This window comes from Luteimonas sp. KH_071 (genome assembly GCF_057838005.1).
The window spans coordinates 1722192-1747278 of record NZ_CM174458.1; the positions used below are offsets into that span (position 1 = coordinate 1722192).

Below are 25087 nucleotides of genomic sequence, written 5' to 3' on the forward strand. Positions count from 1 at the left end.
CATCGTGACCGAGGTCGCCATCGACGCCACCGTCGCCAAGCAGAACCTGCTCGACCTCGACCGCGAGGGTATGGAGCGCTTTTTCGCCGAGACCCTCGGCGAAAAGCGCTTCCGTGCCCACCAGATCATGAAGTGGATCCACCATCGCTACGTCACCGATTTCAACGACATGACCGACCTGGGCAAGGTGCTGCGCGCCAAGCTCGAGGCGCATGCCGAGGTGCGCGTGCCGCAGGTGCAGTTCGAGAAGCCCTCCACCGACGGCACCCACAAGTGGCTGCTGGCGATGGATGGCAAGAACGCGATCGAGACCGTCTACATTCCCGACAAGAACCGCGGCACGCTGTGCGTGTCCTCGCAGGTGGGCTGCGCGCTCAACTGCCAGTTCTGTTCCACCGCGACCCAGGGCTTCAACCGCAATTTGTCGACCGCCGAGATCATCGGCCAGGTCTGGGTGGCGGCCAAGCACCTCGGAAATGTGCCGCACAAGCAGCGCCGCCTGACCAATGTCGTGATGATGGGCATGGGCGAGCCGCTGATGAATTTCGACAACGTCGTCCGCGCGATGAGCATCATGCGCGACGACCTCGGCTACGGCCTGGCGAACAAGCGCGTGACCCTGTCGACCGCCGGCATGGTGCCGATGATCGACAAGCTGGCCGAAGTCAGCGACGTGTCGCTGGCGGTCTCGCTGCACGCCGCCAACGACGCGCTGCGCACCGAGCTGGTGCCGCTCAACAAGAAGTACCCCATCGCCGAGCTGATGGACGCCTGCGTGCGTTACGCCCAGCGCAAGCGCGGCGAGTCGATCACCTTCGAATACACGCTGATGAAGGACGTCAACGACCAGCCGCAGCATGCACGCGAGCTGGCCCGGCTGATGCGCGAATTCGACAACCGCCTGCAGATGAAGGACGCGGCGAAGGTCAATCTGATCCCGTTCAACCCGTTCCCGGGCACCCGCTACGCGCGTCCGGACGATGCGACGATCCGCCGGTTCCAGAAGCTGCTCAACGAATCGGGCCGTATCGCGCCGGTGCGCCGCACCCGCGGTGACGACATCGACGCGGCCTGCGGCCAGCTCAAGGGCCAGGTCGCCGATCGCACGCGTCGCCAGGCCGACCATCTCAAGCGTCTCGAAGCGCAAGGCGGTCCGGGTGTCGATGCGGCTGCCTGAGGCTGCCGTTCTCGTTGTCCTCCTGCTGGCAGTGGCCGGCTGTTCACGCCTCGATTTCGTCAAGCCCAGCGGCAAGAGCAATTTCCGCCCCGACGTGCGGACTTACGAGACGCGCGGCAATGCGCAGTTCCGCCGGGGCGAGGAGGCGCGCAACCAGCTGGCGCTCGCCTCGCGCGCGTTCGAAGCCGGCGACTTCGACGCCGCGGCGAGTGCAGCGCGTGGGGCCCTGAAGGGCGAGGGCACGGCTGCCGATGCCAATACGCTGCTCGCGGTGATCGAAGATCGTCGGGGTCGCAGCACCCAGGCCGGCGCTCATTACAAGGCCGCAGCAGAGCGCGCGCCGGACCAGGGCGCCTACCTCAACAACTACGGTACCTGGCTGTGCCGCAACGGTCGGGCACCCGATGCGCTGGCCTATTTCGACGCTGCGGTGCGCGATCCAGCTTATGGCGACCCCTCCGGCGCGTTGGCGAACGCGGGCGCGTGCGCGATGACGGCAGGCGATACGGCACGTGTCGAACGCGACCTCCGGGCGTCGCTGGACCTCGATCCCGAGAACCTGGTCGCGCTCGATACGATGTCGCGCTACCTCCTGGGCGAGCGTCGTTACTTCGATGCGCGTGCTTTTTCGCAACGACGGCTTGCCGCGGCCCCTGCAACTGCGGCAGCATTGCAACTCGCGGTGCAGATCGAAACCGCGCTCGGCGACACAGGGGCCGCCGACCGATACCAGCGACGCTTGCGGGCGGAATTTCCGTCTGCACCGAACCTACAGCCAAGGGAAACCAGTCCGCCATGAGTTCTTCGAGCCAGACCATGCCAGCGTCTTCGCCTGGGGTCGGAGAACATCTGCGCGCCGCGCGCCTGGAGGCCGGACTGACGATTGTCGATGTGGCCGCGCGTCTACGCATGCAGTTGCGGGTTGTCGAGGCGCTTGAAGCCGAGGACTGGGACCGTCTTGGCGCACCCGTGTTCATCCGTGGCCAGCTGCGCAGCTACCTGCGCCTGCTGAAGCTGCCGGAATCGCTGGCCGACGGCGTCTCCGACGCGAACGCCCGTCAGCCCGACCTCACCCCGCGGACTTATACGCCGCCAATGCAGCGCATGCTCGACAAGGCAATGGGCCGAGCCGTGTATGTGGTGATCACTGCACTGATCGCCGTGCCGGTCTGGGTGGCGACGCGCTCGCACGTCGACAACAGCCGTCCGGTGGAGACCGCCTCACTGGGTCTGGACGGCAGTGTCCGGATTGCCGATGAAGAAGTGCGTCCCGCGCGGCCGACGCCAGTGACTGCCTCGCTCGGTGCATTACCCAAGCGCGCGCCTGCCGTGCAATCGGCGTCGGAATCCGCGGCGCAGGAGCGTGGCGAACTTGTCATGCGTTTCAGCGGCGACAGCTGGATCGAGGTCATCGGTGTCGATGGCGCACAGGTCGAGCAGGCGCTCGTGCAGGCTGGGCAGGAGCGTCGCTTCGGCCCGGGCACCGTCAGCCGCGTCAAGCTCGGCAATGCCACCGCAGTCGAAGTGTTCAGTGGCGGGGACGTTCAGGATCTGTCCCGGTTCCAGCGGGCCAACGTGGCACGCTTTACGGTATCCTCCGACGGCGCACTGGCGCCGGCCGTCGAGTAATTCCGGGCGACCGCGCCGGGTTCCGGACCACCGCATCGATGCGGGGTCCCGCGATCCTTCTTTCATCCGTTTGACCCGCCTTCGACGGCGGGCGTAGAGACCATATGGCGATTGACGAGTTGCTGGACGAACGCGAGCAAGGGGAGCGGGTCAAAGCCTGGCTTCGCGACAACGCTCTGGGACTGGTGGGTGGCCTGGTGGTCGGTGCCGCGCTCATCGGTGGCTGGCAGTACTGGAAGAACCGCACACACTCGCAGGCGGTCGAGCAGCACTCGGCTTACCAGACTGCACTGCTGGACATCCGCTCGGGCGAGTTCGACAAGGCCTCGCAGGCTGTGGCCGGCCTGCCGGACACCGCGTACAGCGAACTGGCTGCGTTGCAGCTGGCCAAGGCGCAGGTCGACAAGGGTGATCGCGATGCCGCGATCGCGACACTCGAAGCCGTCAAGGGTGCCGAGCCTGGCATTGCGGCGGTGGTACAGCAGCGTCTCGCGCGCCTGCTGACCGATGCCGGTCGCGGCGAAGATGCAGTCAAGCTGCTCGCCGATGCCGACGATGCGGTGTCGCTGGAAGCCCGCGGCGACGCGCATTTCGCACTCAAGCAGAACGAACAGGCCCGCGCGGACTACGCGCAGGCTTTGCGCCAGCTCGACAGCGCCGCGCAGCAGCGCGGCCTGCTCGAACTCAAGCTTTCCGAAGTCGGCGGTACGCCGGACGAACCCGAGGTTGAATCCTGATGACCGACCAGACCGCGCGCGCCGCGTCTTCCCTTGCGCCGGCCCGCTTCACGCGGATCGCGGCGATCGCGCTGTGCGTGATGACCGTCACCGGCTGCAGCACCGTGCGTGGCTGGTTCGGCAATAGCGAGAAAGCCCAGGCAAAGGCGCTCACCGAGCCTGCGCCGCTGACCGATATCAACGAGACGCTGAGCGTGTCGCGCCTCTGGTCGGCCAACGCAGGCAAGGGTGAAGGCCGCCTCGGCGTACGCCAGTCGCCGGCCGTGGCCGACGGCCGGGTCTACGTCGCCGCGATCAAGGGCGGTGTGCGCGCATTTGATCTGCAGACGGGTGCTTCGGTCTGGCGCTACGACTCCGACCTGCGATTGAGCGGCGGCCCCAGCGTCGGTGAGGGTCTGGTCGTGGCCGGCAGTCTCGATGGCGAAGTGGTTGCGCTCGACGCCGCCACGGGCGCGGAGCGCTGGACGGCCAAGGTCTCCAATGAAGTCATCGCCGCGCCCGCGATCGGGCAGGGCGTCGTGCTGGTGCGGTCCAACGACGGTCGCGTGACCGCGTTCGACGTCGCCAGTGGCGAGCGCCGCTGGTTCTGGGTGCGCGAGCTGCCGTCGCTGACCGTGCGCGGCAACGACGCGCCGGTGCTCGGCCCGGGCTTCGTGTTCGTCGGCAACGACGACGGCACCATTGCCGCGCTGTCGCTGTCCGACGGTCGCACGTTGTGGGAACAGGCGGTGGCCCAACCCGACGGCCGGACCGAACTCGAGCGCATGTCCGACGTGGACGGCACCCCGGTGCTCGACGACGCCGTGCTGTTCGCCAGCAGCTACCGTCAGCGCACGATGGCGCTGGAAGGCCCGAGCGGCCGTCCGTTGTGGGTCAGCGAGCACGGCGGAGCCAACCGTCCGGGCCTGTCGCCGCAGCGTGTGGTGGTGACCGATGTCAACGGTACGGTCTGGGCGCTCGACAAGTTCAGCGGCACCGCTGCGTGGCAGCAGCCGGCGCTCGCGCGTCGCAGCCTGACCGGCGCGGCGATCCAGGGCGACTATGCCGTGGTCGGCGACTTCGACGGCTATCTTCACTGGATGCGTCTCGACGACGGCGAATTCGTCGCGCGTCAGCGCGCCGGCCGTGACCCGATCCGCGGTGCACTGGTGGTCGCCGACGGCGTGCTGGTGGTGCAGAACGTCGACGGCGACGTGACCGCCTGGCGCCTGGCCCAGTAATTCCGCCGCAGGTGCGACAATGACGGCCCCGGGCGGACATCCTGCCCGGGGCCGTGTGTTTCCGGGCCTGCCCGCGGGACACACAAGACCCATTCGAACGGAATCCGCCGCATGCTTCCCCTCGTCGCCCTCGTGGGCCGCCCCAACGTCGGCAAGTCGACGCTGTTCAACGCGCTGACCCGCACCCGCGACGCGCTCGTCCACGACGAGCCGGGGGTCACCCGTGACCGCCATTACGGCGTGTGCCGGCTCAACCCAGACGTGCCGTTCGCGCTGGTCGACACCGGCGGCATCGCGGGCGAGAACATCCATCTCGAACACGAAGGTCTGGCCGGCCCGACTGCGAAGCAGTCGCGCGCCGCCGCCGCCGAAGCCGATCTCGTCCTGTTCGTCGTCGATGGTCGCGAAGGCGCGTCTGCGCTCGACGACGAGATTCTGCGCTGGCTGCGCAAGATCGACAAACCCACCTTCCTGGTCATCAACAAGACCGACGGGCTGGACGCGCGCGCGGCCGAAGCCGATTTCTCGCGCTACGGCTTCTCCGACACGCATGCGATCTCCTCGGCGCACCGTCACGGCATCGACGAGCTGGTCGACGAGATCCTCGAGAAGCTGCCGGAAGTGGGCCAGTCCGAGCAACTCGACAGCGACCCCGAACGCGTCCGCGTGACCTTCGTCGGCCGCCCGAACGTGGGCAAGTCGACGCTGGTCAACCGCATTCTCGGCGAGGAGCGCATGATCGCCTCCGAAGTCGCCGGTACCACGCGCGACTCGATCGAAGTCGATCTCGAGCGCGACGGGCGCAAGTACCGGCTGGTCGACACCGCCGGCATCCGCCGCAAGTCGAAGGTGGACGAGGCGGTCGAGACGTTCTCCATCATCAAGACGCTGCAGGCGATCGAGCATTCCCAGGTCTCGGTAGTGATGATCGACGCCAGCGAAGGCGTGACCGACCAGGACGCCAGCGTGCTCGGTGCGGTCCTCGATTCGGGCCGCGCGCTCGTCGTCGCGGTCAACAAGTGGGACGGCCTCACCGACTACCAGCGCGATCAGACCGAAGCGCTGCTGTCGCGCAAGCTGGCGTTCGTGCCGTGGGCGGAAACGGTGCGCATCAGCGCCAAGCACGGTTCTGGCCTGCGCGAGCTGTTCCAGGCGATCCATCGCGCGCATGCGTCGGCCAACTACAAGTTCGGCACCTCGGAGGTCACCAAGGCGCTCGAGATCGCCTACGAGACCAATCCACCGCCGGTCGTGCGCGGCCACGCGCCCAAGCTGCGTTACGCGCATCCGGGTGGCGAGAATCCGCCGACGATCATCGTCCACGGCAACCGCCTGCGGACGCTGCCCGACAGCTACAAGCGCTATCTGGAAAACTTCTTCCGCAAGCGCTTCAAGCTGGTGGGCACGCCGGTGCGCTTCCTGTTCCGCGAGGGCGACAACCCCTACAAGGACAAGAAGAACGTGCTCAACGATCGCCAGCTGGCGAAGAAGAAGCGGCTGATCCGGCACGTCAAGCGCAAGTGATCCCGCCGCCGTCCCGCGACACGCTGACCATCGGCCTGCTGGCTGGCGGCCGTGCGACGCGGCTCGGTGGCCTCGACAAGGCCTGGCTGCTGCGCGATGGCGTGCCGCAGGTCGAACGGCTCCGCGACCGATTCGCGGCGCTTGGGTCGCGCGTGCTGGTCAGCGCCAATCGCGAGCTGCCGCGTTACGCCGCCGCACACATCGACGCGATTCCCGATCGTCATCCGGATGCCGGTCCCCTGTCGGGTCTCGACGCGCTCGCGGCTGCGACCACGACGCCGTGGCTGTTCACGCTGCCGGTGGACGCGCTGCATGTCGATGCATCGGTGCTGGCGCGACTGATCGATGGTGCCGGCGATACCGGCGTGAGCGCCGAGGACGACGATGGTCTGCAGCCGCTGGTCGCCCTTTGGGCGGTGGCGGCATTGCGCGTGGCCGCCGCCGACGCGCTGACCGGCGACGACTTCTCGGTGCGCGGCCTGCAGCGCGCACTCGGCATGCGGACGTTGCGCTTCGCGCAGGTCCGTTTCGGCAATCTCAACACGCCCGACGATCTGGTCCGGGCCGGAGTCACCCATGACTGAGCCCACATTTCCGTTCCGCGTGCCGTTCGCGCAGGCTTGCGCGATCGTCGATGCCGTCGCCGCCGAGCGTCGCCTGCAGCCGCAGACCGTCTCGCTGTCGCGCGCGCATGGCCATGTGCTGGCGCGCGATGTCGTCGCGACGCTGCCGCAGCCGCCGTTCGACAACTCGGCGATGGACGGCTTCGCGCTGCGTCATGCCGATCTCGCGAGCGACGGGGTGCCGGCGCGGTTGCGTCTGACCGGCGAGCAGTTCGCCGGTCCCGATACCGCGCTGGCGGTGGAAGCGGGCAGTTGCGTGCGCATCACGACCGGCGCGCCGTTGCCTGCCGGCGCCGACACGGTGGTGATGAAGGAGAACGCCGCGCTCGATGGCGACGATGTCATCGTGCAGACCGCACCGAGGCTGGGCCAGCACGTGCGCCGCGCCGGCGAGGATTCGAAGGTCGGTGATCTGTTGCTCCGCGCGGGCGATACGCTGACGCCCGCGCGCATCGGCCTCGCGGCTTCGCAGGGTCTGGCACAACTGGACGTGGTGCGCCGGCCGACGGTCGCGGTGTTCGCCACCGGCGACGAGCTGGTCGAGCCCGGCATGTCGCTCGGTCCGGGCCAGATCTACAACTCCAACCGCGACCAGCTGATGGGCCTGCTGCGCGCCGAAGGCCTCGAGCCGGTCGCGTTCCCGACCCTGCCCGATGACGCGGCGCAGGTCACCTCGGCGCTGCGCCACGCCGGCGAAGCCTTCGATCTGGTGCTGACCTGCGGCGGCGTGTCGGCCGGCGAGAAGGACCTGCTGCCGGAACTGCTGCAGCGCCGCGGCCGCGTGCGGCTCTGGAAGGTCATGATGAAGCCGGGCATGCCGCTGCTGCTGGCCGAAGGTGACACCCTCGGTCCGGCGCTGTTCCTGTGCCTGCCGGGCAATCCAGTGTCTGTGCTCGCGACCTGGCTCGCGCTCGGGCGTCGTCTCGTCGACGGGCTGCAGGGCAGGGCGCCGCGTGCGTTGCGCCGTGCGCGTCTGGCCTCGGACTGGACCAAGACGCACGAGCGCCTGGAGCTGCTGCGCGGTCGATGGTGGATCGATGCCGATGGCATTTCGTGGGTCGAGCCGAATCCGGCGGACGGTTCGCACCGCATGCAGGCAGCCGCGGATTCGGACGCGCTGATCGTGCTCGATGCGGGCCCGCGCCACTACGCGAGCGGCACGCCGGTGGATGTGTTGCCGTACTGAGTGCGGGGCCTGCGGACATGCAGTCCGCCCACATCTTCAACACCGTCATTCCCGCGAAGGCGGGAATCTAGGGACTTTGGTCTGCGGCCGATCAATGCGCTCAAATTGATGCATCGCCGAGATCCTCATCGTTCCGCTTGCTTCTAATGGCGTAACGTCCATGGATTCCCGCCTTCGCGGGAATGACGGTCTCGGAGTCGCGACTGACTGACGCAACGCCTGCGCGCAGCGCACCGCCCGCGTCCGCGCGATAATCGCGCCATGGCCATCCAGCAACTCACGCCGGCGCAGGCCCGGCAACGCCAGCAGCAGGGCGCGCGCCTGATCGATGTGCGCGACGCGCACGAGCGGCTCACCGGCATGGCCGAAGGCGCGGCCGGCATCGATCGCGCCGTGCTCGAGGCCGCGCCGCTGGCCCATGCGCCGGACCTGCAGGCGCCGTTGCTGCTGATCTGCCAGAGCGGTCGCCGGTCCCTGCAGACCGCCGAAACGCTGGCCGCGCTCGGCTACACCGACATCGCGTCGATCGCCGGCGGCACCAGCGCCTGGCAGGCGGACGGACTGCCGACGGTGCTGCCGGACGGCGATGTCGATCTCGACTTCCACGAGCGCTATTCGCGTCACCTCAAACTGCCGGAGATCGGTCTGGCCGGCCAGCAGCGACTCGCCGATGCGACGGTGCTGGTCATCGGCGCAGGTGGCCTCGGCTCGCCGGCTGCGTACTATCTCGCCGCGGCCGGTGTCGGCACGCTGCGCATCGCTGACGATGATGTCGTCGACCGCAGCAATCTGCAGCGGCAGATCCTGCACGCCGAAGACCGCATCGGCCAGCCCAAGGTCCAGTCGGCGGCGACGACCCTGGGCGCGCTCAACCCGCGCACGCGCATCGAAGCTGTCGCCGAGCGCGTGACCAGCGGCAACGTCGATCGTCTGCTCGATGGCGTCGATCTGGTGCTCGACGGCGCCGACAACTTCCCGGTGCGCTATCTGCTCAACGACGCCTGCGTGCTGCACGGCGTGCCGCTGGTCTACGGCGCGGTGCATCGCTTCGACGGGCAGGTCAGCGTCTTCGACGCCGGCCGCCGACGCGGCGAATGCCCCTGTTATCGCTGCCTGTTTCCCGAGCCGCCGCCGGCGGAAGCTGCGCCGAACTGTTCGGAAGTCGGCGTGCTTGGTGTGCTGCCGGGCGTGATCGGCCTGCTGCAGGCGACCGAAGCGCTGAAGCTGTTGCTGGGTATCGGCGTGCCGTTGGCCGGGCGTCTGTTGCAGTTCGACGCGCTGCGCATGCAGTTCCGCGAAACGCGACTGGCGCCCGATCCCGATTGTCCGGTCTGCGCTCCGGGCCGCGCGTTCCCCGGCTACATCGACTACGCGGCGTTCTGCGCGGGCTGAGCGCGCGAGCGGACCCGCTCTTCACGTGCGGCTGGGGCACGATGGCGGCGACCGCGTGTCCCGCGCGGAATGGACGCCCCTGATGCGATCGACGCGCCACCTGTTGCTGCTCGCCTGCCTGCTGCTGTCCACGCCGCTGACCGCGCTGGCTGCCGATCCCTGTCCTTTGTTGCGCGCGCAGGTCGCATCCCCCGATCCGGCGACCCGGCTCGCCGCCGCCGCGTGCGAAGAACATCTGCTGTGGCATCGGCCTTTCATCGACGTCGAGGGCCGCTACGCCGGCTCGACCGTGCGCGAGGCCGAGACCGCGCTGCTGACCAATGGCGAGCAGGCCTGGCGGCGCGTCGCCGGCTACTGGCGCGGCGCGGACCAGCTGTCGCAACTCCAGCATCGTCCGGGCGCCTACGACTGCATGTTCGCGCCGACGAGCCAGCAGCCGTCGCCGGCCTGCCGCAGTTTTCTGGTGGATGTGCCGTGGTCGGCGGCGTTCGTGTCCTGGATCGCGCGACGCGCGACGCTGCCGGGTTTCAACGGATCGCCGAGTCATGTCGACTACGTGCGCAATGCCTATCGCAGCCCGGAGACCAACGCCTATCGCGTCGCCGATCCGATGACGTCGCGCCCGGCGCGCGGCGACATGCTGTGCTACGTGCGCGCGACGAATCGCGTATTCGGCTTCGCCGGTCTCGCCACCTTGCTCAGCAGCGAAGACGGCGGGCTCGGCATGCACTGCGACATCGTCGTCGGCGTGGAAGGCGGACAGGCGCAACTGGTCGGCGGCAATGTGCTCGACGGCGTGACGATGCGGCTGATGCCGCTGACCGCCGGCGGACAGTTCGCCGCACTGGCGCAGCGCGGCTTGGATGACACACCGTGCAGCCCGGATGCACCGCAGGCCTGCAATGCGAACCGGCAGGACTGGGCGGTGATGCTGCAGTTGCGGCCGGCCAACGAGCTGGCTGCGCTGTCGCCGTCGCCCGGACTGTATGTGGCGCCAGCGCCGATGCCGGTCGGGCCGGACGTGCTGCAGCCGGGTCAGTCGACGCCGCGGCCGCAGACCGCACCGTGCTGTGTGGAGTGCAGTGTGGGCGATGGCTTGCCTCGGTGTCCGGGGGTGTGAGGCTTCCGCTTCCAGATGAAGCCCTGTAGGAGCGCCGCGCTCGCACACAAAGGGGCTTTCCCGGCGACGTTTTTCGCGCGCAAGCGTCCTCCAACAAAAAAAGAAAGGCCCGCATCTGCGGGCCTTTCCTATTCCGATCAGGCTGACTTCTTCGCCGCCAACTGCCTCAAAACGTAATGCAGCAGACCACCATGACGGAAGTACTCCACTTCCTTCGGCGTCAGCAGCAGCACATCGACCTCGAAGCGGATTTCGGTCCCATCCGTGCGCGTGGCGACGATCTGCGCGGTCTTCGACTTGCCGTTCTCGAGACCGGTCAGCTCGACCGTCTCGGAGCCGTCCAGACCAAGGCTCTGCGCGTTCTCGCCGTTGCGGAAGCTGCAGGGCAGCACGCCCATGCCGACGAGGTTGGAGCGGTGGATGCGCTCGAAGCTTTCGGCGATCACAGCCTTGATGCCGAGCAGGTTGGTGCCCTTGGCCGCCCAGTCGCGCGACGAACCGGTGCCGTATTCCTTGCCGGCGAACACCACCAGCGGCACGCCGGCGGCCTTGTACTTCTGCGCGGCGTCATAGATCGACAGCTTCTCCGGTTCTCCGTCGCCGAAGTACAGCGTATTGCCGCCTTCCTCGCCGCCGAAGAACAGGTTCTTGATGCGGATGTTGGCGAAGGTGCCGCGCACCATGACGTCGTCGTTGCCGCGGCGCGAGCCGTAGCTGTTGAAGTCGGTCGGCTGCACGCCGCGGTCCTGCAGGAAGCGGCCCGCGGGTGAGTCGCCCTTGATGTTGCCGGCCGGCGAGATGTGGTCGGTCGTGATCGAGTCGCCGAACAGGCCCATGATCCGCGCGCCGTGGATGTCGTCGATGCTGCCGACGTCCATCGTCATGCCGTCGAAGTAGGGCGGATTCTTGATGTAGGTCGAGGCCTCGTCCCATGCGTAGAGATCGCCGTCGGGCGATTCGATCGTGTTCCAGCGCGTGTCGCCCTTGAACACGTCGGCGTAGTTCTTGGCGAACATTTCCGGCCCGATCGTCTTGGCGATGAAGTCGCCGATCTCCTGGTTGCTCGGCCAGATGTCGCGCAGATAGACCGGGTTGCCGTCCGCATCCTTGCCCAGTGGATCGTGGGTCAGGTCGATATCCACCGTGCCGGCGATCGCGTAGGCGACGACCAGCGGTGGCGAGGCGAGATAGTTCATCTTCACTTCGCCGTGGATCCGGCCCTCGAAGTTGCGGTTGCCCGAAAGCACCGCCGAGACCGCCAGATCGTTCTCGGCGATGCCCTTCGACACCGCGTCCGGCAGCGGGCCGGAGTTGCCGATGCAGGTCGTGCAGCCGTAGCCGACGACGTAGAAGCCGAGCTTCTCGAGGTCGTCGAGCACGCCGGCCTTCTCGAGGTAATCGGTGACCACCAGCGAGCCCGGTCCGAGCGAGGTCTTGACCCACGGCGCGGCCTTGAGGCCCTTGGCCGCCGCGTTGCGCGCGAGCAGGCCGGCGCCGAGCATCACCGCCGGGTTGGAGGTGTTGGTACACGACGTGATCGCGGCGATGACCACCGAACCGTCGGTCAGTTCGTGCTCGCCATCATCGAGCGTGATGCGCGACACCGGACGCGCGGCGAGGCGCTCGGCCTGCGGCTGGCCGCCGCCTTCCTTCTCGAAGCGGTCGACCTGCGGGTCTTCGCTGCTGGCCTTGCTGCGCTTGGCGATCAGTGGGCCGACGTTGTCGCGGAAGTTCTGCTGCACGTTTTCCAGCAGCACGCGATCCTGAGGACGCTTCGGGCCGGCCAGCGACGGACGCACGTCGCCCATGTCGAGTTCCAGCACGCTGCTGTACTCGGCTTCGGGCGCGCCGGGTTCGTGCCACAGCTGCTGCGCCTTCGCGTACGCCTCGACCAGCGCGATCTGCTCTTCGCTACGGCCCGACAGGCGCAGGTAATTCAGCGATTCCTGGTCGATCGGGAAGATGCCGCAGGTCGCGCCGTACTCGGGCGCCATGTTGCCGATCGTCGCGCGGTCGGCCAGCGGCAGGTGCTGCAGGCCCTCGCCGAAGAACTCGACGAACTTGCCGACCACGCCGTGTTTGCGCAGCGTCTCGGTGACCGTGAGCACAAGGTCGGTCGCGGTCGCGCCTTCCGGCATACGGCCCTTGAGCTTGAAGCCGACGACCTGCGGAATCAGCATCGAAGAGGGCTGGCCCAGCATCGCGGCCTCGGCCTCGATACCGCCCACGCCCCAGCCGAGCACGCCGATGCCGTTGATCATCGTGGTGTGCGAGTCGGTGCCGAACACCGTGTCCGGGTACGCCCAGGTCGAGCCGTCCTCACGCTCGGCGGTCATCACCACGCGGGCGAGATGCTCGAGATTCACCTGGTGGACGATGCCGGTGTTGGGCGGCACCACCTTGAAGTTGTCGAAGGCCTTCTGGCCCCAGCGCAGGAAGCCGTAGCGTTCCTTGTTGCGCTGGAATTCGATCTTGCCGTTGAGATCCAGCGCATCCGGGCGGCCGAACACGTCGACCTGCACCGAATGGTCGATCACCAGTTCCGACGGGATCAGCGGATTGATCTGTTCCGGACGACCGCCCAAGCGGACCACCGCGTCGCGCATCGCGGCGAGATCGACGACGCAGGGCACGCCGGTGAAATCCTGCAGCACCACGCGCGCGGGCATGAAGGCGATCTCGATGTCCGGTTCGGCCTTCGGATCCCACTTCGCCACGGCCTCGATGTGGTGCGCGGCGACGGTTTCGCCGTCCTCGTGGCGCAACAGGTTCTCGAGCAGGATCTTCATCGAGTAGGGCAGGCGGGCGATGTCGAACTGCTTGCCCAGCGCCGGGAGGCTGGCGTACTTCAGGCGGCGCCCGCCGACTTCGAGTTCGGCGTGGGTGGAGAAGGAATCGGTCATGCGAGGAGGCTCCTGTCGCGGGGTGCTGGCGGTGAGCGACGTGGCTCACAGCGTGCGGGGACGGGGTCGACACTGCAGGTGCCTGACGCCGTGTGGCAACGGGCAGCCTGCATGTCGATCGTTGCAGTGTAGGCCGATCGACGTGGCGGATTTGTGGTCGTGCAGGGCCGGGTCGCGCTGCGGGAACGCTACGGCCTCCGATGCCGCCGGGCAGCCGCGCGCACTCCAAACCGCGCTGTCGCGGCGTCCGGAACTCCCGTGCGGACTTGGGTATGCGCAGTCAGGTATGTATAATCTGCGCATACCGAATCGGAGCCCGCCATGGAAGCGACCGTCGCCGAACGCGGCCAGATCACCCTGCCCAAGGCCGTGCGCGATGCGCTGGGCCTGAGCAAGGGCACGATCCTCAAGGTCGAGCTGGAAGGCAGCCGCATCGTGTTGCGCAAGAGCGTCGACGACGCCGTCTCGCGGGCCCGTGGTCGTTTCAGGCTGGAAGGCTTCGACGACACCGACGCGGCCATGCGCGCGGTGCGTGGCCAGCCGGCTGCGGATGTCGAGACTGACGTCGCGGCGGATGGAGACGCTGACCGGTGATCGCCGTCGACGCGCCCGTGCTGATCGACCTGCTGGCCGATGGCCCGCAGGCCGATGCCGCCGAGGCCTGCCTGCGCCAGTACCTGAGCGTGGGCCCGGTCGTCGTCTGCGATGTGGCATTGGCCGAGATCTGTGGCGCGCTGCACGACGGCGCAGAGACGATGGCGGTGCTCGAGGACATGGGCGTGCGCTTTTCGGCGATCGAAGCCAAGTCGGCATTGCGCGCCGGCGAGATGCAGCGCCGGTCCTGGCAGCGCGGCGACATCGCCGGCCGGCCGTCGCGCGATTTCCTGGTCGGGGCACATGCGCTGCTGCAGTGCAACGGCCTGATCACGCGGGACGACGCGTTCTTCCGCACGTATTTCAAGGGTCTCAAGCTGATCGTACCGTCGGCCTGAGACCGGTTATCCCGGTACCGCACGAATCTGGAGTTGTCGCATGTTGGAAGCTTATCGCCACCACGTTGCCGAGCGCGCCGCGCTGGGAATCCCGCCGCTGCCGCTCGATGCGCAGCAGACCGCCGAGGTCATCGAGCTGCTGAAGAACCCGCCGGCCGGTGAAGAGGCCTTCCTGCTCGACCTGCTGACCCATCGCGTGCCGGCGGGTGTCGACGACGCCGCCAAGGTCAAGGCCTCGTACCTCGCCGCGATCGCGTTCGGTACCGAGTCGAACGCGCTGATCACCCGCGCGCGCGCCACCGAGCTGCTGGGCACGATGCTCGGCGGCTACAACGTGCAGCCGCTGGTCGATCTGCTCGACGACGCGGACGTCGGCGCGATTGCCGCCGAAGCCCTCAAGCACACCCTGCTGGTGTTCGACGCGTTCCACGACGTCGAGGAGAAGTCCAAGGCCGGCAACGCCCACGCCAAGGCCGTGATCCAGAGCTGGGCCGACGCCGAGTGGTTCACCAGCAAGCCGGAAGTGCCGGCGTCGATGACGCTGACGGTGTTCAAGGTGCCGGGTGAGACCAACACCGACGACCTGTCGCCGGCGCCGGACGCGACCACGCGTCCCGACATTCCGATGCATGCGCTGGCGATGCTGAAGAACAAGCGTGACGGTGCAGCGTTCGAACCCGAAGAAGACGGCAAGCGCGGTCCGATCCAGGCCATCCGCGATCTCAAGGACAAGGGCCACCTGGTCGCCTACGTCGGTGACGTGGTCGGCACGGGTTCGAGCCGCAAGTCGGCCACCAACAGCGTGCTGTGGTGGACCGGCGAGGACATTCCGTTCATTCCGAACAAGCGCTTCGGTGGCGTGTGCCTGGGTTCGAAGATCGCGCCGATCTTCTACAACACGATGGAAGACGCCGGCGCGCTGCCGATCGAACTCGACGTGTCGCAGATGGAGCAGGGCGATGTGATCGAACTGCGTCCCTACGACGGCAAGGCGCTGAAGGACGGCACTGTGATCGCCGAATTCCAGGTCAAGTCCGAAGTGCTGTTCGACGAAGTGCGCGCCGGTGGCCGCATTCCGCTGATCGTCGGTCGCGGCCTGACCGCCAAGGCGCGCGAGTCGCTGGGCCTGCCGACGCTGGAACTGTTCCGCCTGCCGCAGCAGCCGGTCAATACCGGCAAGGGCTTCTCGCTGGCGCAGAAGATGGTCGGCCGTGCGATCGGTCTGCCGGAAGGCCAGGGCGTGCGTCCGGGTACCTACTGCGAGCCGAAGATGACGTCCGTGGGTTCTCAGGACACGACCGGCCCGATGACCCGCGACGAACTCAAGGACCTCGCGTGCCTGGGGTTCAGCGCCGATCTCGTGATGCAGTCGTTCTGCCACACCGCGGCGTATCCCAAGCCGGTCGACGTCAAGACGCATCACACGCTGCCGGAATTCATCTCCACGCGCGGCGGCATCTCGCTGCGTCCCGGCGACGGCATCATCCACAGCTGGCTCAACCGCATGCTGCTGCCCGACACCGTCGGCACCGGCGGCGACTCGCACACGCGCTTCCCGATCGGCATTTCGTTCCCGGCGGGCTCGGGTCTGGTCGCGTTCGCGGCGGCGACTGGCGTCATGCCGCTCGACATGCCCGAATCGGTGCTGGTCCGCTTCAAGGGCAAGATGCAGCCCGGCGTGACCCTGCGCGATCTGGTCAACGCGATTCCGCTGTACGCGATCAAGGCCGGTCTGCTGACCGTCGCCAAGCAGGGCAAAAAGAACATCTTCTCCGGTCGCATTCTCGAGATCGAAGGCCTGCCGGATCTGAAGGTCGAGCAGGCGTTCGAACTGTCCGATGCCTCGGCCGAGCGCTCCGCGGCCGGTTGTACGGTGCACCTCGACAAGGCGCCGATCATCGAATACATCACGTCGAACATCGTGATGCTGAAGTGGATGATCAGCGAAGGCTACGCGGACGCCCGTTCGATCCAGCGCCGCATCGAGAAGATGGAAGCCTGGCTCGCCGATCCACAGCTGCTCAAGGGCGACGCCGATGCCGAGTACGCCGCGGTCATCGAGATCGACCTGGCCGACGTGCACGAGCCGATCGTCGCGTGCCCGAACGACCCGGATGACGTCAAGACGCTGTCGGACGTCTCCGGCGCGGTCATCGACGAGGTCTTCATCGGGTCGTGCATGACCAACATCGGCCACTTCCGCGCCGCGTCCAAGTTGCTCGAAGGCAAGCGCGACATTCCGACCAAGCTGTGGGTCGCGCCGCCGACCAAGATGGACGCCGCCGAGCTGACCAAGGAAGGCCATTACGGCACCTTCGGCGCGGCCGGCGCGCGCATGGAAATGCCGGGCTGCTCGCTGTGCATGGGCAACCAGGCGCAGGTGCGCGAGGGCGCGACGGTGTTCTCGACCTCGACGCGCAACTTCCCGAACCGTCTGGGCCGCAACTCGAACGTGTATCTGGGGTCGGCGGAACTCGCCGCGATCTGCTCGCGTCTGGGCCGGATTCCGACCAAGGCCGAGTACATGGCCGACGTCGGCGTGCTCGATGCGTCGGCGAATGAGATCTACCGCTACATGAACTTCGATCAGATTCCGGAGTACGTGGACGCGGGTGAGAAGACCGCCGCCTGACGGCAGCGGTTCGCGGAGATGAAAAACCCGGCCTGGTGCCGGGTTTTTTTTAGCGCTGGCGGAAGGCGCGTTCTGGGCCTTGGTACCGACGTTTAAGCCGGGGCGGAAGGATCACTCCAGCGCCGTGGTCGCTCGGTCGTTCCTGACGGAGGCGCGAACAGGTTGCACCTGCGCGCATCCCCGAAGCCCCGGCACGTTATTCGCGGGCGAGCGCCAGCAGGCGGGCTGCGATGGCGTCGAGTGGCAGGATCTCCTGGGCCGCGCCCAGGCGCGCCGCGGCGCCCGGCATACCCCAGACAACGCTGCTGGCTTCGTCCTGCACCAGCGTGGCAGCGCCGGCCTGACGCAGTTCCAGCAGACCCCGCGCACCGTCGTCACCCATGCCGGTCAGGATCGCGGCAACTGCGTTGCTACCCGCGTTCTGCGCGACCGAGCGGAACAGCACGTCGACCGCAGGCCGATGACGGTTCACCGGCGGGCCCGGGTCCAGCTTGCAGCGCCAGCGGGCGCCATCCCGGACGACCCGCAGATGGTGGTCGCCGGGTGGCAGGTAGGCGTGACCGGGCAGGATCATCTCGTCGTCGCGCGCTTCGCGGACCAGCATCGCCGAGTGCTTGTTCAGCCGCTCGGTGAACGGACGGCTGAAACTCGCGGGAATGTGCTGGGTCAGTACGATCGCCGGTGCATCGGCGGGCATCTGTTCCAGCACGACGCGGATCGCTTCAGTGCCGCCGGCGGATGCGCCGATCGCGATTAACCTGTCGGTGGTGCGGTAGCGCGTGGCCACCGGAGCCACGATGCGTGGGGCCTCGGCGCGTACGGTCTGGGATGCCGCCGCGCTTGCGGCCGGGCGCACGCGCGCACGCGCCGCGGCCTTGACCTTGGTGGTGATCTCTTCGGCGTACTCGGTCAGGCCGTTGGCGAGGTCGAGCTTGGGTTTGGTGACGAAATCCACAGCGCCCAGCGCCAGCGCCTGCAGGGTGATGTCTGCACCGCGCTCGGTCAGCGAGGACACCATCACGACGGGCATCGGCCGCAGGCGCATCAGGTGTTCGAGGAACGCCAGCCCATCCATGCGCGGCATTTCGACGTCCAGCGTCAGCACGTCGGGATTGAGTCGCTTGATCTTCTCGCGTGCGAGCAACGGGTCGGCGGCGCTGCCGACGACCTCGATGTCCGGATCCTGGCTCAGGATCTCGGTGAGCAGCTGGCGGACGACGGCGGAATCGTCGACCACAAGGACCCGGCAACGGCTCATTCGAACAACTCCACGCCACCACTGACCGGGGTCTTCGACAGGCGCGCGCGCACGGCGGTTTCGGCGGCGACCACCTCGGCCTCGTGGGCATGCGGCAGCTTGTTGACCATCACCTTGCCGGTGTCGGGGAAGAACCAGACCTTGCGCGGATGGATACCGCGCAGGTCCTCGGCCACCACGGGAATCTGTTCGGCCTGGAGATAGGCGAGCACGAACTCGGCATTGCGCGTGCCGACCGGATTCGAGGTGAAGCCCTTGAGCACGTTCGCGCCGCCGAACACCTTGGCCTCCAGCCGGCGGCGGCTGGCGCCGCGCTTGAGCAGTTCGTTGATCAGCAGCTCCATGGCGTAGCTGCCATAGCGTGCAGGGGCACCGTCACCGACGTTGCCGTCGGGTAGCATGAAGTGGTTCATGCCGCCGAGCTGCAGCAGCGGATCACGGACGCAAGCGGCGATGCAGGAGCCCAGTACGGTCACCAGCGCGGTGCCGTCGTCGACCACGAGGTATTGCGTGGGCAGCAGCTTGGCCGCCGGCACCTTGAATTGCGGGTCCCGGTATCGCAGCACATCGTCCGCGTGCAGCGCAGCCCGACTCATGCCGCCTCCGTTCCGAAGTTACGGCGGTACAGGGTGCGGCCGCAGGGCCGGATCAGGTCGGACGCGTGCAGGTAGTTTTCCGAGTGACCGGTGTACAGCAGGCTGTCGGCATCCATGTGGGTCACCAGGCGCGACAGGATGCCGCGCTGGGTGGGCTTGTCGAAATAGATCATCACGTTGCGGCAGAACACCGCCGCGAACGGGCCTTTGATGTCGTAACGCGGCGCCAGCAGGTTGAGCGGGCGGTAATCGATGAGCGCCTGCAGGGCAGGATGCACCCGGCAATGCCCTTCGTTGGGACCGGTGCCGCGCTGGAAGAACCGGCGACGCCGTTCGGCGTCCAGACCGGCGACGCGCTCGATCGGATAGACGCCGCGCTGCGCGGTCGCCAGGACCTGGGTGTCGATGTCGGTGGCCAGGATGCGCACCGGCGGCGTCATCGTGCCGAAGGCCTCGCAGGCGGTGATGGCGATGGAGTAGGGCTCCTCGCCCGTGGAGGCTGCGCACGACCACAGTGCCAGCGGTGTGCGCGGCGATGCGCCGGACGCGGTCAGTTGTGCGTGGAGATGTTCGAAATGATGCGGCTCACGGAAGAACGCCGTGAGGTTGGTGGTCAGCGCGTTGGTGAATGCCTGCCACTCCTCGCCGTCGACGCTGCGCTCGAGCTGGTCGAGATAGGTGCCGAACTCGGTCAGGCCGAGCGCGCGCAGGCGCCGCGACAGACGGCCGTAGACCATGTCGCGTTTGCTGTCGACCAGGGCGATGCCGGCGCGGTCGTGGATCAGCTGGCAGACACGGCGGAAATCACGCTCCGAAAACACGAAATCGCGATTGCCGACAGGCGAGTGGGGCAGAAGATTGGCAGCCATGTCACCTGGGTCTCGAACGAAGGATCAGCAGGGTTATCGACCCGGACGGCCGGATATTGACCGTCCGGGTGCGCGTTGACGCGTTAGGGTTCAGAACTCGGCCCAGTCGGCTTCGGCCACGGCCAGTGCCGGCTTCGCTGTGATGGCGCGCGCCGGTGCCTGCCGTGCCGGCACTGCTGCGGTAGCCGGCGGCTTCGCCGAAGCCGCGGCTTGGCGCGGCGGCGACGCCCGCATCGGGTCCCGGCTGGCGTCGATGCGGAACACCGAGACGGTCTGGGTCAGTGCCGAAGCCTGCTCTTCCATCGAGCGCGCTGCAGCCGAGGCTTCCTCCACCAGCGCCGCGTTCTGCTGGGTGGTTTCGTCCATCTGGGTGATGGTCTGGTTGACCTGCTCGATGCCCGACGCCTGTTCCTGCGAAGCCGCGGCGATCTCCGACATGATGTCGGTGACGCGCTGCACCGAGGACACGATCTCGCCCATGGTCTTGCCGGCCTGGCCGGCCAGCGCCGCACCGTCGGAGACCTTGCTGGTCGAATCGTCGATCAGGCCCTTGATCTCCTTGGCCGCTGCGGCGCTGCGCTGGGCCAGCGTGCGCACTTCGGAGGCGACGACCGCGAAGCCGCGCCCCTGTTCACCGGCGCGCGCCGCTTCCACCGCCGCATTGAGCGCGAGGATGTTGGTCTGGAACGCAATGCCGTCGATGACCGAAATGATGTCGCCGATCTTGCGCGATGATTTCTCGATGTCGGCCATCGTGGTGACCACCTGGCTGACGACCTCGCCACCCTGCGAGGCGACCGAGGCTGCGCCGATGGCGAGCTGGTTGGCCTGGCGGGCGTGGTCGGCGTTCTGGCGCACGGTGGAGGTGAGTTCCTCCATCGAGGCTGCGGTCTCTTCGAGATTCGCGGCCTGCTGCTCGGTGCGCTGCGACAGGTCGTTGTTGCCGGAGGCGATCTCCGAAGATGCGGTGCCGATCGCACCTGCCGCGCCCTGGATCTGCGCGACGATCTCCCGTAGCTGTGCAACGGTGGTGTTCGCGTCATCGCGCATCTTGGCGAACACGCCCAGGAAGTCGCCGTCCATGCGCGCGGTCAGGTCACCCTTGGCGATGGCCTGCAGCACGTCGGAGACCTTGTCGAGGTTGGTGTCGGTGGTCGCCATCAGCTGATTCAGGCCCTCGACCATTGCGCGGAAGTCGTACTGGTACTGCGCCACGTCGCCGCGCTGGGAGAAGTCACCGCGCGCCGCGGCACCGGCCAGATGCTTGATCTCGGCATTGATCGACGACAGGTTGCGCTTCACCGTGTCCATCGACTGGGTGATGACGGCCTTCTCGCCGGGCAGGGCTTCCATGTCCTGGGACAGATCGCCGATGGCATAGCGCGACACCATGTCCACGATGCGCAGCTTCAGCTCGATATGCGAGGCCACGACGGCATTGGTGCCGTTGACCATGCGCCCGTAGTCGCCGGGGAATGCAGCCTCGTCCATGCGATAGCTGATCTGGCCTTCGTCGTGGCGGCGGGCCATCTCGGCCTGCGCCGCGAGCAGACTGCGCAACTGGGCCTGCATGCCGCGCATCGCTGTCAGCAGGCGTCCACTCTCGTCCTTTGCGCTGGTGTCCACGTCGTTGTCGAGATGCCCGCTCGCGATCGCTTCGGCCGTGCGTGTGGCCCGGCCCAGCGGCAGTGTGAGGCTGCGCGTGATGGCGAAGGCCAGCAGCACGCCGATGATCACGACCAGGGCGCCCACCACCAGCAGCATCGAGCGGCCGCGGCTCATCGACTGGGTGGCCTGTGCGTACGACTCTTCGGTCTGCTGGGACTGCAGGGTCACGTTTTCCTGTATCGCGCGCTGCCAGGCGTGCATGGCAGGGCGCGCACTTTCCGTGAGCAGTACCTGCGCTTCGTCGTTCCGGTTGTCTGTCGCAAGTGCGACGACCTGGTCGTTGAGGGATCTTGCCGTCTCACGATGGGCATCGATTGTCTCGCGAAGCTTGCGCGCCGTCGCGTTGGCTGGAAACTTCTCCAGCGCCTCGCGCGCGGCCTGGTAGCGCTGGCGACCGTCCCGGATCGTCGACAGCGCCTGTTCGTTGAGCTCTTCGCTGCTCACGATGACGAACGAGCTGAGCGCGATGAAGATGTCCGAGTTCGCATCGAGCATCGCGTTGCTCAGGCGCGTCTTCTCGACATTGACCTGGACGATGGAGTCCAGCTCGGCGCGCGCGCTCGACATCGCGATGAGACCAGCGGCGACCAGCGCCGCGGACAGCACGATCAGAATTCCAAATGCCGCTCCCAAACGGCGACCTATGTTGTAGCGCTGCAGAAATGCATTCATGACGGAGTCCGAGTGGAATGAGCGGTACGAAGCGACCAGACGAGCACGGCATGCTCGATGCGCTGGCACACCACAAATAACGGCACATTCACACTCGAGTTGAGCGGCTCCCGTCACGTCGACGACGCGCAGTGTCGAAACTGGAACGGACGACGTGAAATCCGGGAGGCGGCGTGCGCGATCAGCCGGCTTCCGCCGTTATGCCATCAGATGCGCGCAGCCGGTGGCGCGGCGGCGTGGGCCCGGTTCCCCACACAGCGCGACGGCCCGGCGCTCGCCATGCGCGCGGGGCGCCGTTCGGAAGCCTGGCGCCCTCTGCGTTCTGCTTCAGCGCACACGTGCCTGGCTGGCGCTGTGGGCGCCCGCGACCCACGCGTGCCGCGCCGGGCACGCGATCGACATCAATCTGTCTACACCAGGGCCGGGGTGGCCGGTGCCCGTGCAAGACGGAACACCGAGACGGTCTGGGTCAGTGCCGCGGCCTGCTCCTCCATCGAGCGCGCCGCAGCCGAGGCTTCTTCCACCAGCGCCGCGTTCTGCTGGGTGGTCTCGTCCATCTGGGTGATGGTCTGGTTGACCTGCTCGATCCCTGACGCCTGTTCCTGCGAGGCTGCGGCGATCTCGGACATGATGTCGGTGACGCGCTGCACCGAGGACACGATCTCGCCCATGGTCTTGCCGGCCTGGCCGGCCAGCGCCGCACCGTCGGAGACCTTGCTGGTCGAATCGTCGATCAGGCCCTTGATCTCCTTGGCCGCTGCAGCGCTGCGCTGGGCCAGCGTGCGCACTTCAGAGGCGACGACCGCGAAGCCGCGGCCCTGCTCGCCGGCGCGCGCCGCTTCCACCGCCGCATTGAGCGCGAGGATGTTGGTCTGGAACGCAATGCCGTCGATGACCGAAATGATGTCGCCGATCTTGCGCGATGACTGCTCGATGTCGGCCATCGTGGTGACGACCTGGCTCACTACTTCGCCGCCCTGGGATGCAACAGAAGCCGCGCCGATCGCGAGCTGGTTGGCCTGGCGGGCGTGGTCGGCGTTCCGACGCACGGTGGAGGTGAGTTCCTCCATCGAGGCTGCGGTCTCTTCGAGGTTCGCGGCCTGTCGCTCGGTGCGCTGCGACAGATCGTTGTTGCCGAACGCGATTTCCGAAGACGCGGCGCCGATGGCACCCGATGCCTGCTGGATTCGCGACACGATGCCGGTCAGCTGGGCGACGGTGGCATTGGCGTCGTCGCGCATCATCGCGAACACGCCCTGGAAGTCACCGTCCATGCGTGCGGTGAGGTCGCCGCGCGCGATGGCCTGCAGGACGGTCGATACAGCGGCCAGGTTGCCATCGGCTGTCTGCATCAGCCGGTTCAAGCCGTCGACCATGTGGCGGAACTCATACTGGAATCGCGCTGCCTCGCCGCGCTCGCTGAAGTTGCCGCGCGCAGCCGCGTCGACGAGACGGCGGATTTCGCCATTGATCGCAACGAGATTGTTCTTCACCGCGTCCATGGTTTCGGTGATCACGGCCTTCTCGCCGGGCAGGCGCTCCATGTCCCACGACAGGTCGCCCACCGCGTATCGACCGGCCAGTTCGATCACGCGCATCTTCACCTCGATGTGCGCGGCGACGAGATCGTTGGTGCCTGCGACCATCACGCCGTAGTCGCCGGGCAGGGACGCCGCGTCCATGCGGTAGCTGATCGTGCCGGCTGCGTGCTCACGGGCCATGTCGCGTTGCGCGGCGATCACCGCACGCAGCTGCGCCTGCATTCGCGCCATTGCCGCGAGCACCTGACCTACTTCGTCCTTGCGAACGGTGCCGCTGGCACCGTCGAGATCGCCACGGCTGACCCGTTCAGCCACGTCCCGCATGCGCCGCAGTGGCACCGTGATGCTGCGGGTCAGCACGAACGCGATCACGCCGGCGGCTACCATCGCGAGCAAGGTCAGCGTGAGCAGGAAAATCGCGAAGCCGTCGGTGGCATGGACCACGGTCGCGGCCTCCTGCTGGTTCTTGCCTTCCTGCAGATCGATGAACGCATTGATGCGGGTCAGCCAGGTGACGTAGGCAGGCGCGGCCTCGCGCATCAACACCTGTTGGGCCGCTTCCGCGTCGCCGGCCTCGCGCAGTGCGCGGACCCGCGCGGTGAGAGGCAATGCTTCCGCCTCGATCGCCTGGATGCTGGTGAGGATCTGCGCTTCACGCGGATCCGTGGACTGGCCCACGAGGGTGTCCAGCGGCGCGGAGGACTCGGCGTAGAACGCCGCCAGCGCGTCGATCCGCGCTTCCGCCGCGCCGATGGCCTCGGGACCTTCGGCCAGTACGACATCGCGCAGGGCGATCGCGCGATCGTGGACGCTACCGCGGAAGTTGATCGCATGCCGTTGCTTGACACTGTTGATGTCGTTGATCGTGTGCAGACTGTCGCTGATGCGGTGGACGCGCTGGATGCTCATCGCGCTCAGCACGAGCATCATCAGGATGAGTAAGGAGAATCCGGCAGCGAGGCGCTGTCCGATTCGATAATTGCCGATGTGCATGATGGTCTCGTCGTTGGACCCGGTTGTGCCGCGCTATCCAGGACCGTCGGGCGCTCCGGTCGGATTGGTGTAACGGCGCCGAAATCCGATTCTGAGCACTCAAAAATGCAACGCATCATTTGATCGGCTTGCTGCATCCAAACGTCGTCGAGATGCGTAGCAAGAACGCGGTGCATGCTTTGCGCCTGCGCCGTGATCTGGAGCCGCTGCCGATGCCCACGCTGTGCGGCGTGATACAGCGACAGGCTGGCGCGAGCCTCTGTTTCGAACGTGCGGGGAGCGGCGGAGATCCGCGGCCTCGGATGATGGCGGACGGGGAAGGCTGCCCCTCGGGCAGCGTGCGTCTGGCTACGCC

The 25087-nt window shown here is 67.3% G+C and carries 19 protein-coding genes; 13 read left to right on the top strand and 6 right to left on the bottom strand.

All coding sequences use genetic code 11. From position 1 onward, the window contains the following. The first annotated feature begins 1 nt into the window (after window position 1). From rlmN to AC3IRM_RS08175, 10 genes are all read left to right on the top strand, one after another. Window positions 2-1177, top strand: coding sequence for a dual-specificity RNA methyltransferase RlmN (gene rlmN / locus AC3IRM_RS08130; RefSeq protein ID WP_489205873.1), 1176 nt, complete (start codon window positions 2-4; stop codon window positions 1175-1177). Then, window positions 1164-1976: a type IV pilus biogenesis/stability protein PilW gene (gene pilW / locus AC3IRM_RS08135; protein WP_489205874.1), complete on the top strand. Its 813-nt coding sequence runs from the start codon at window positions 1164-1166 to the stop codon at window positions 1974-1976. The genes rlmN and pilW overlap by 14 nt, the downstream gene beginning before the upstream one ends. Further along, the gene (locus tag AC3IRM_RS08140) at window positions 1973-2806 is read left to right on the top strand and encodes a helix-turn-helix domain-containing protein (RefSeq protein WP_489205688.1); all 834 of its coding nucleotides are present in this window, start codon (window positions 1973-1975) and stop codon (window positions 2804-2806) included. The genes pilW and AC3IRM_RS08140 overlap by 4 nt, the downstream gene beginning before the upstream one ends. A gap of 104 nt (window positions 2807-2910) precedes the next feature. Then, window positions 2911-3543 (top strand): YfgM family protein, encoded by a 633-nt coding sequence (locus tag AC3IRM_RS08145; protein WP_489205689.1) that lies wholly within the window; start codon window positions 2911-2913, stop codon window positions 3541-3543. Further along, window positions 3543-4763 (top strand): outer membrane protein assembly factor BamB, encoded by a 1221-nt coding sequence (gene bamB, locus AC3IRM_RS08150; protein WP_489205690.1) that lies wholly within the window; start codon window positions 3543-3545, stop codon window positions 4761-4763. The genes AC3IRM_RS08145 and bamB overlap by 1 nt, the downstream gene beginning before the upstream one ends. Window positions 4764-4874: 111 nt before the next feature. Beyond that, a complete protein-coding gene (der, locus tag AC3IRM_RS08155) occupies window positions 4875-6287 on the top strand; it encodes a ribosome biogenesis GTPase Der (RefSeq protein WP_489205691.1) in 1413 nt (470 codons plus the stop codon). Next, a complete protein-coding gene (mobA, locus tag AC3IRM_RS08160) occupies window positions 6284-6871 on the top strand; it encodes a molybdenum cofactor guanylyltransferase (protein ID WP_489205692.1) in 588 nt (195 codons plus the stop codon). Before der ends, mobA begins: the two co-directional genes overlap by 4 nt. Next, complete coding sequence (locus tag AC3IRM_RS08165; RefSeq protein ID WP_489205693.1) at window positions 6864-8096, top strand: molybdopterin molybdotransferase MoeA; 1233 nt, start codon at window positions 6864-6866, stop codon at window positions 8094-8096. Before mobA ends, AC3IRM_RS08165 begins: the two co-directional genes overlap by 8 nt. A 261-nt stretch (window positions 8097-8357) precedes the next feature. After that, entirely contained in the window at window positions 8358-9488 is a 1131-nt protein-coding gene (gene moeB, locus AC3IRM_RS08170) for a molybdopterin-synthase adenylyltransferase MoeB (protein WP_489205694.1), read from the top strand. An 82-nt stretch (window positions 9489-9570) separates the two neighbouring features. After that, window positions 9571-10608: a DUF2272 domain-containing protein gene (locus AC3IRM_RS08175; protein WP_489205695.1), complete on the top strand. Its 1038-nt coding sequence runs from the start codon at window positions 9571-9573 to the stop codon at window positions 10606-10608. Between the two features lie 137 nt (window positions 10609-10745). Here the strand turns inward: AC3IRM_RS08175 and acnA are convergent, their stop codons facing one another. Further along, window positions 10746-13511 (bottom strand): aconitate hydratase AcnA, encoded by a 2766-nt coding sequence (gene acnA, locus AC3IRM_RS08180; RefSeq protein ID WP_489205696.1) that lies wholly within the window; start codon window positions 13509-13511, stop codon window positions 10746-10748. 321 nt (window positions 13512-13832) lie between these two features. On the opposite strand from acnA, the gene AC3IRM_RS08185 reads away from it, so the two are divergent. From AC3IRM_RS08185 to acnB, 3 genes are read left to right on the top strand one after another with little or no spacing between them, the layout of a single operon-like run. Beyond that, entirely contained in the window at window positions 13833-14105 is a 273-nt protein-coding gene (locus AC3IRM_RS08185) for an AbrB/MazE/SpoVT family DNA-binding domain-containing protein (RefSeq protein ID WP_489205697.1), read from the top strand. After that, window positions 14102-14503, top strand: a complete 402-nt coding sequence (locus tag AC3IRM_RS08190; protein WP_489205698.1) for a type II toxin-antitoxin system VapC family toxin — start codon at window positions 14102-14104, stop codon at window positions 14501-14503. Before AC3IRM_RS08185 ends, AC3IRM_RS08190 begins: the two co-directional genes overlap by 4 nt. Before the next feature lie 40 nt (window positions 14504-14543). After that, a complete protein-coding gene (gene acnB / locus AC3IRM_RS08195) occupies window positions 14544-17135 on the top strand; it encodes a bifunctional aconitate hydratase 2/2-methylisocitrate dehydratase (protein ID WP_489205699.1) in 2592 nt (863 codons plus the stop codon). Window positions 17136-17331: 196 nt separating this feature from the next. Here acnB and AC3IRM_RS08200 read toward each other — a convergent pair whose 3' ends face one another. The 5 genes from AC3IRM_RS08200 to AC3IRM_RS08220 form a co-directional block, all read right to left on the bottom strand. Next, window positions 17332-18393, bottom strand: a complete 1062-nt coding sequence (locus AC3IRM_RS08200) for a protein-glutamate methylesterase/protein-glutamine glutaminase (RefSeq protein ID WP_489205700.1) — start codon at window positions 18391-18393, stop codon at window positions 17332-17334. Beyond that, window positions 18390-18989 carry a chemoreceptor glutamine deamidase CheD gene (cheD, locus tag AC3IRM_RS08205; protein WP_310233669.1) on the bottom strand — a complete coding sequence of 200 codons (600 nt, stop codon included), beginning with the start codon at window positions 18987-18989 and terminating at the stop codon, window positions 18390-18392. The genes AC3IRM_RS08200 and cheD overlap by 4 nt, the downstream gene beginning before the upstream one ends. Next, window positions 18986-19858, bottom strand: a complete 873-nt coding sequence (locus AC3IRM_RS08210) for a CheR family methyltransferase (protein WP_489205701.1) — start codon at window positions 19856-19858, stop codon at window positions 18986-18988. The genes cheD and AC3IRM_RS08210 overlap by 4 nt, the downstream gene beginning before the upstream one ends. Before the next feature lie 90 nt (window positions 19859-19948). Continuing rightward, window positions 19949-22198 (bottom strand): methyl-accepting chemotaxis protein, encoded by a 2250-nt coding sequence (locus tag AC3IRM_RS08215; RefSeq protein ID WP_489205702.1) that lies wholly within the window; start codon window positions 22196-22198, stop codon window positions 19949-19951. 410 nt (window positions 22199-22608) lie between these two features. Then, window positions 22609-24732, bottom strand: a complete 2124-nt coding sequence (locus AC3IRM_RS08220; protein ID WP_489205703.1) for a methyl-accepting chemotaxis protein — start codon at window positions 24730-24732, stop codon at window positions 22609-22611. Window positions 24733-25087 lie beyond the last annotated feature (355 nt).

Coding starts and splice junctions, on each gene's coding strand:
- bamB (WP_489205690.1), top strand. CDS start 3,543: ATGACCGACCAGACCGCGCGCGCCGCGTCTTCCCTTGCGCCGGCCCGC.
- AC3IRM_RS08210 (WP_489205701.1), bottom strand. CDS start 19,858: ATGGCTGCCAATCTTCTGCCCCACTCGCCTGTCGGCAATCGCGATTTC.
- AC3IRM_RS08165 (WP_489205693.1), top strand. CDS start 6,864: ATGACTGAGCCCACATTTCCGTTCCGCGTGCCGTTCGCGCAGGCTTGC.
- acnA (WP_489205696.1), bottom strand. CDS start 13,511: ATGACCGATTCCTTCTCCACCCACGCCGAACTCGAAGTCGGCGGGCGC.
- AC3IRM_RS08220 (WP_489205703.1), bottom strand. CDS start 24,732: ATGCACATCGGCAATTATCGAATCGGACAGCGCCTCGCTGCCGGATTC.
- acnB (WP_489205699.1), top strand. CDS start 14,544: ATGTTGGAAGCTTATCGCCACCACGTTGCCGAGCGCGCCGCGCTGGGA.
- AC3IRM_RS08185 (WP_489205697.1), top strand. CDS start 13,833: ATGGAAGCGACCGTCGCCGAACGCGGCCAGATCACCCTGCCCAAGGCC.
- cheD (WP_310233669.1), bottom strand. CDS start 18,989: ATGAGTCGGGCTGCGCTGCACGCGGACGATGTGCTGCGATACCGGGAC.
- AC3IRM_RS08145 (WP_489205689.1), top strand. CDS start 2,911: ATGGCGATTGACGAGTTGCTGGACGAACGCGAGCAAGGGGAGCGGGTC.
- moeB (WP_489205694.1), top strand. CDS start 8,358: ATGGCCATCCAGCAACTCACGCCGGCGCAGGCCCGGCAACGCCAGCAG.
- AC3IRM_RS08200 (WP_489205700.1), bottom strand. CDS start 18,393: ATGAGCCGTTGCCGGGTCCTTGTGGTCGACGATTCCGCCGTCGTCCGC.
- AC3IRM_RS08215 (WP_489205702.1), bottom strand. CDS start 22,198: ATGAATGCATTTCTGCAGCGCTACAACATAGGTCGCCGTTTGGGAGCG.
- AC3IRM_RS08140 (WP_489205688.1), top strand. CDS start 1,973: ATGAGTTCTTCGAGCCAGACCATGCCAGCGTCTTCGCCTGGGGTCGGA.
- der (WP_489205691.1), top strand. CDS start 4,875: ATGCTTCCCCTCGTCGCCCTCGTGGGCCGCCCCAACGTCGGCAAGTCG.
- AC3IRM_RS08175 (WP_489205695.1), top strand. CDS start 9,571: ATGCGATCGACGCGCCACCTGTTGCTGCTCGCCTGCCTGCTGCTGTCC.
- pilW (WP_489205874.1), top strand. CDS start 1,164: ATGCGGCTGCCTGAGGCTGCCGTTCTCGTTGTCCTCCTGCTGGCAGTG.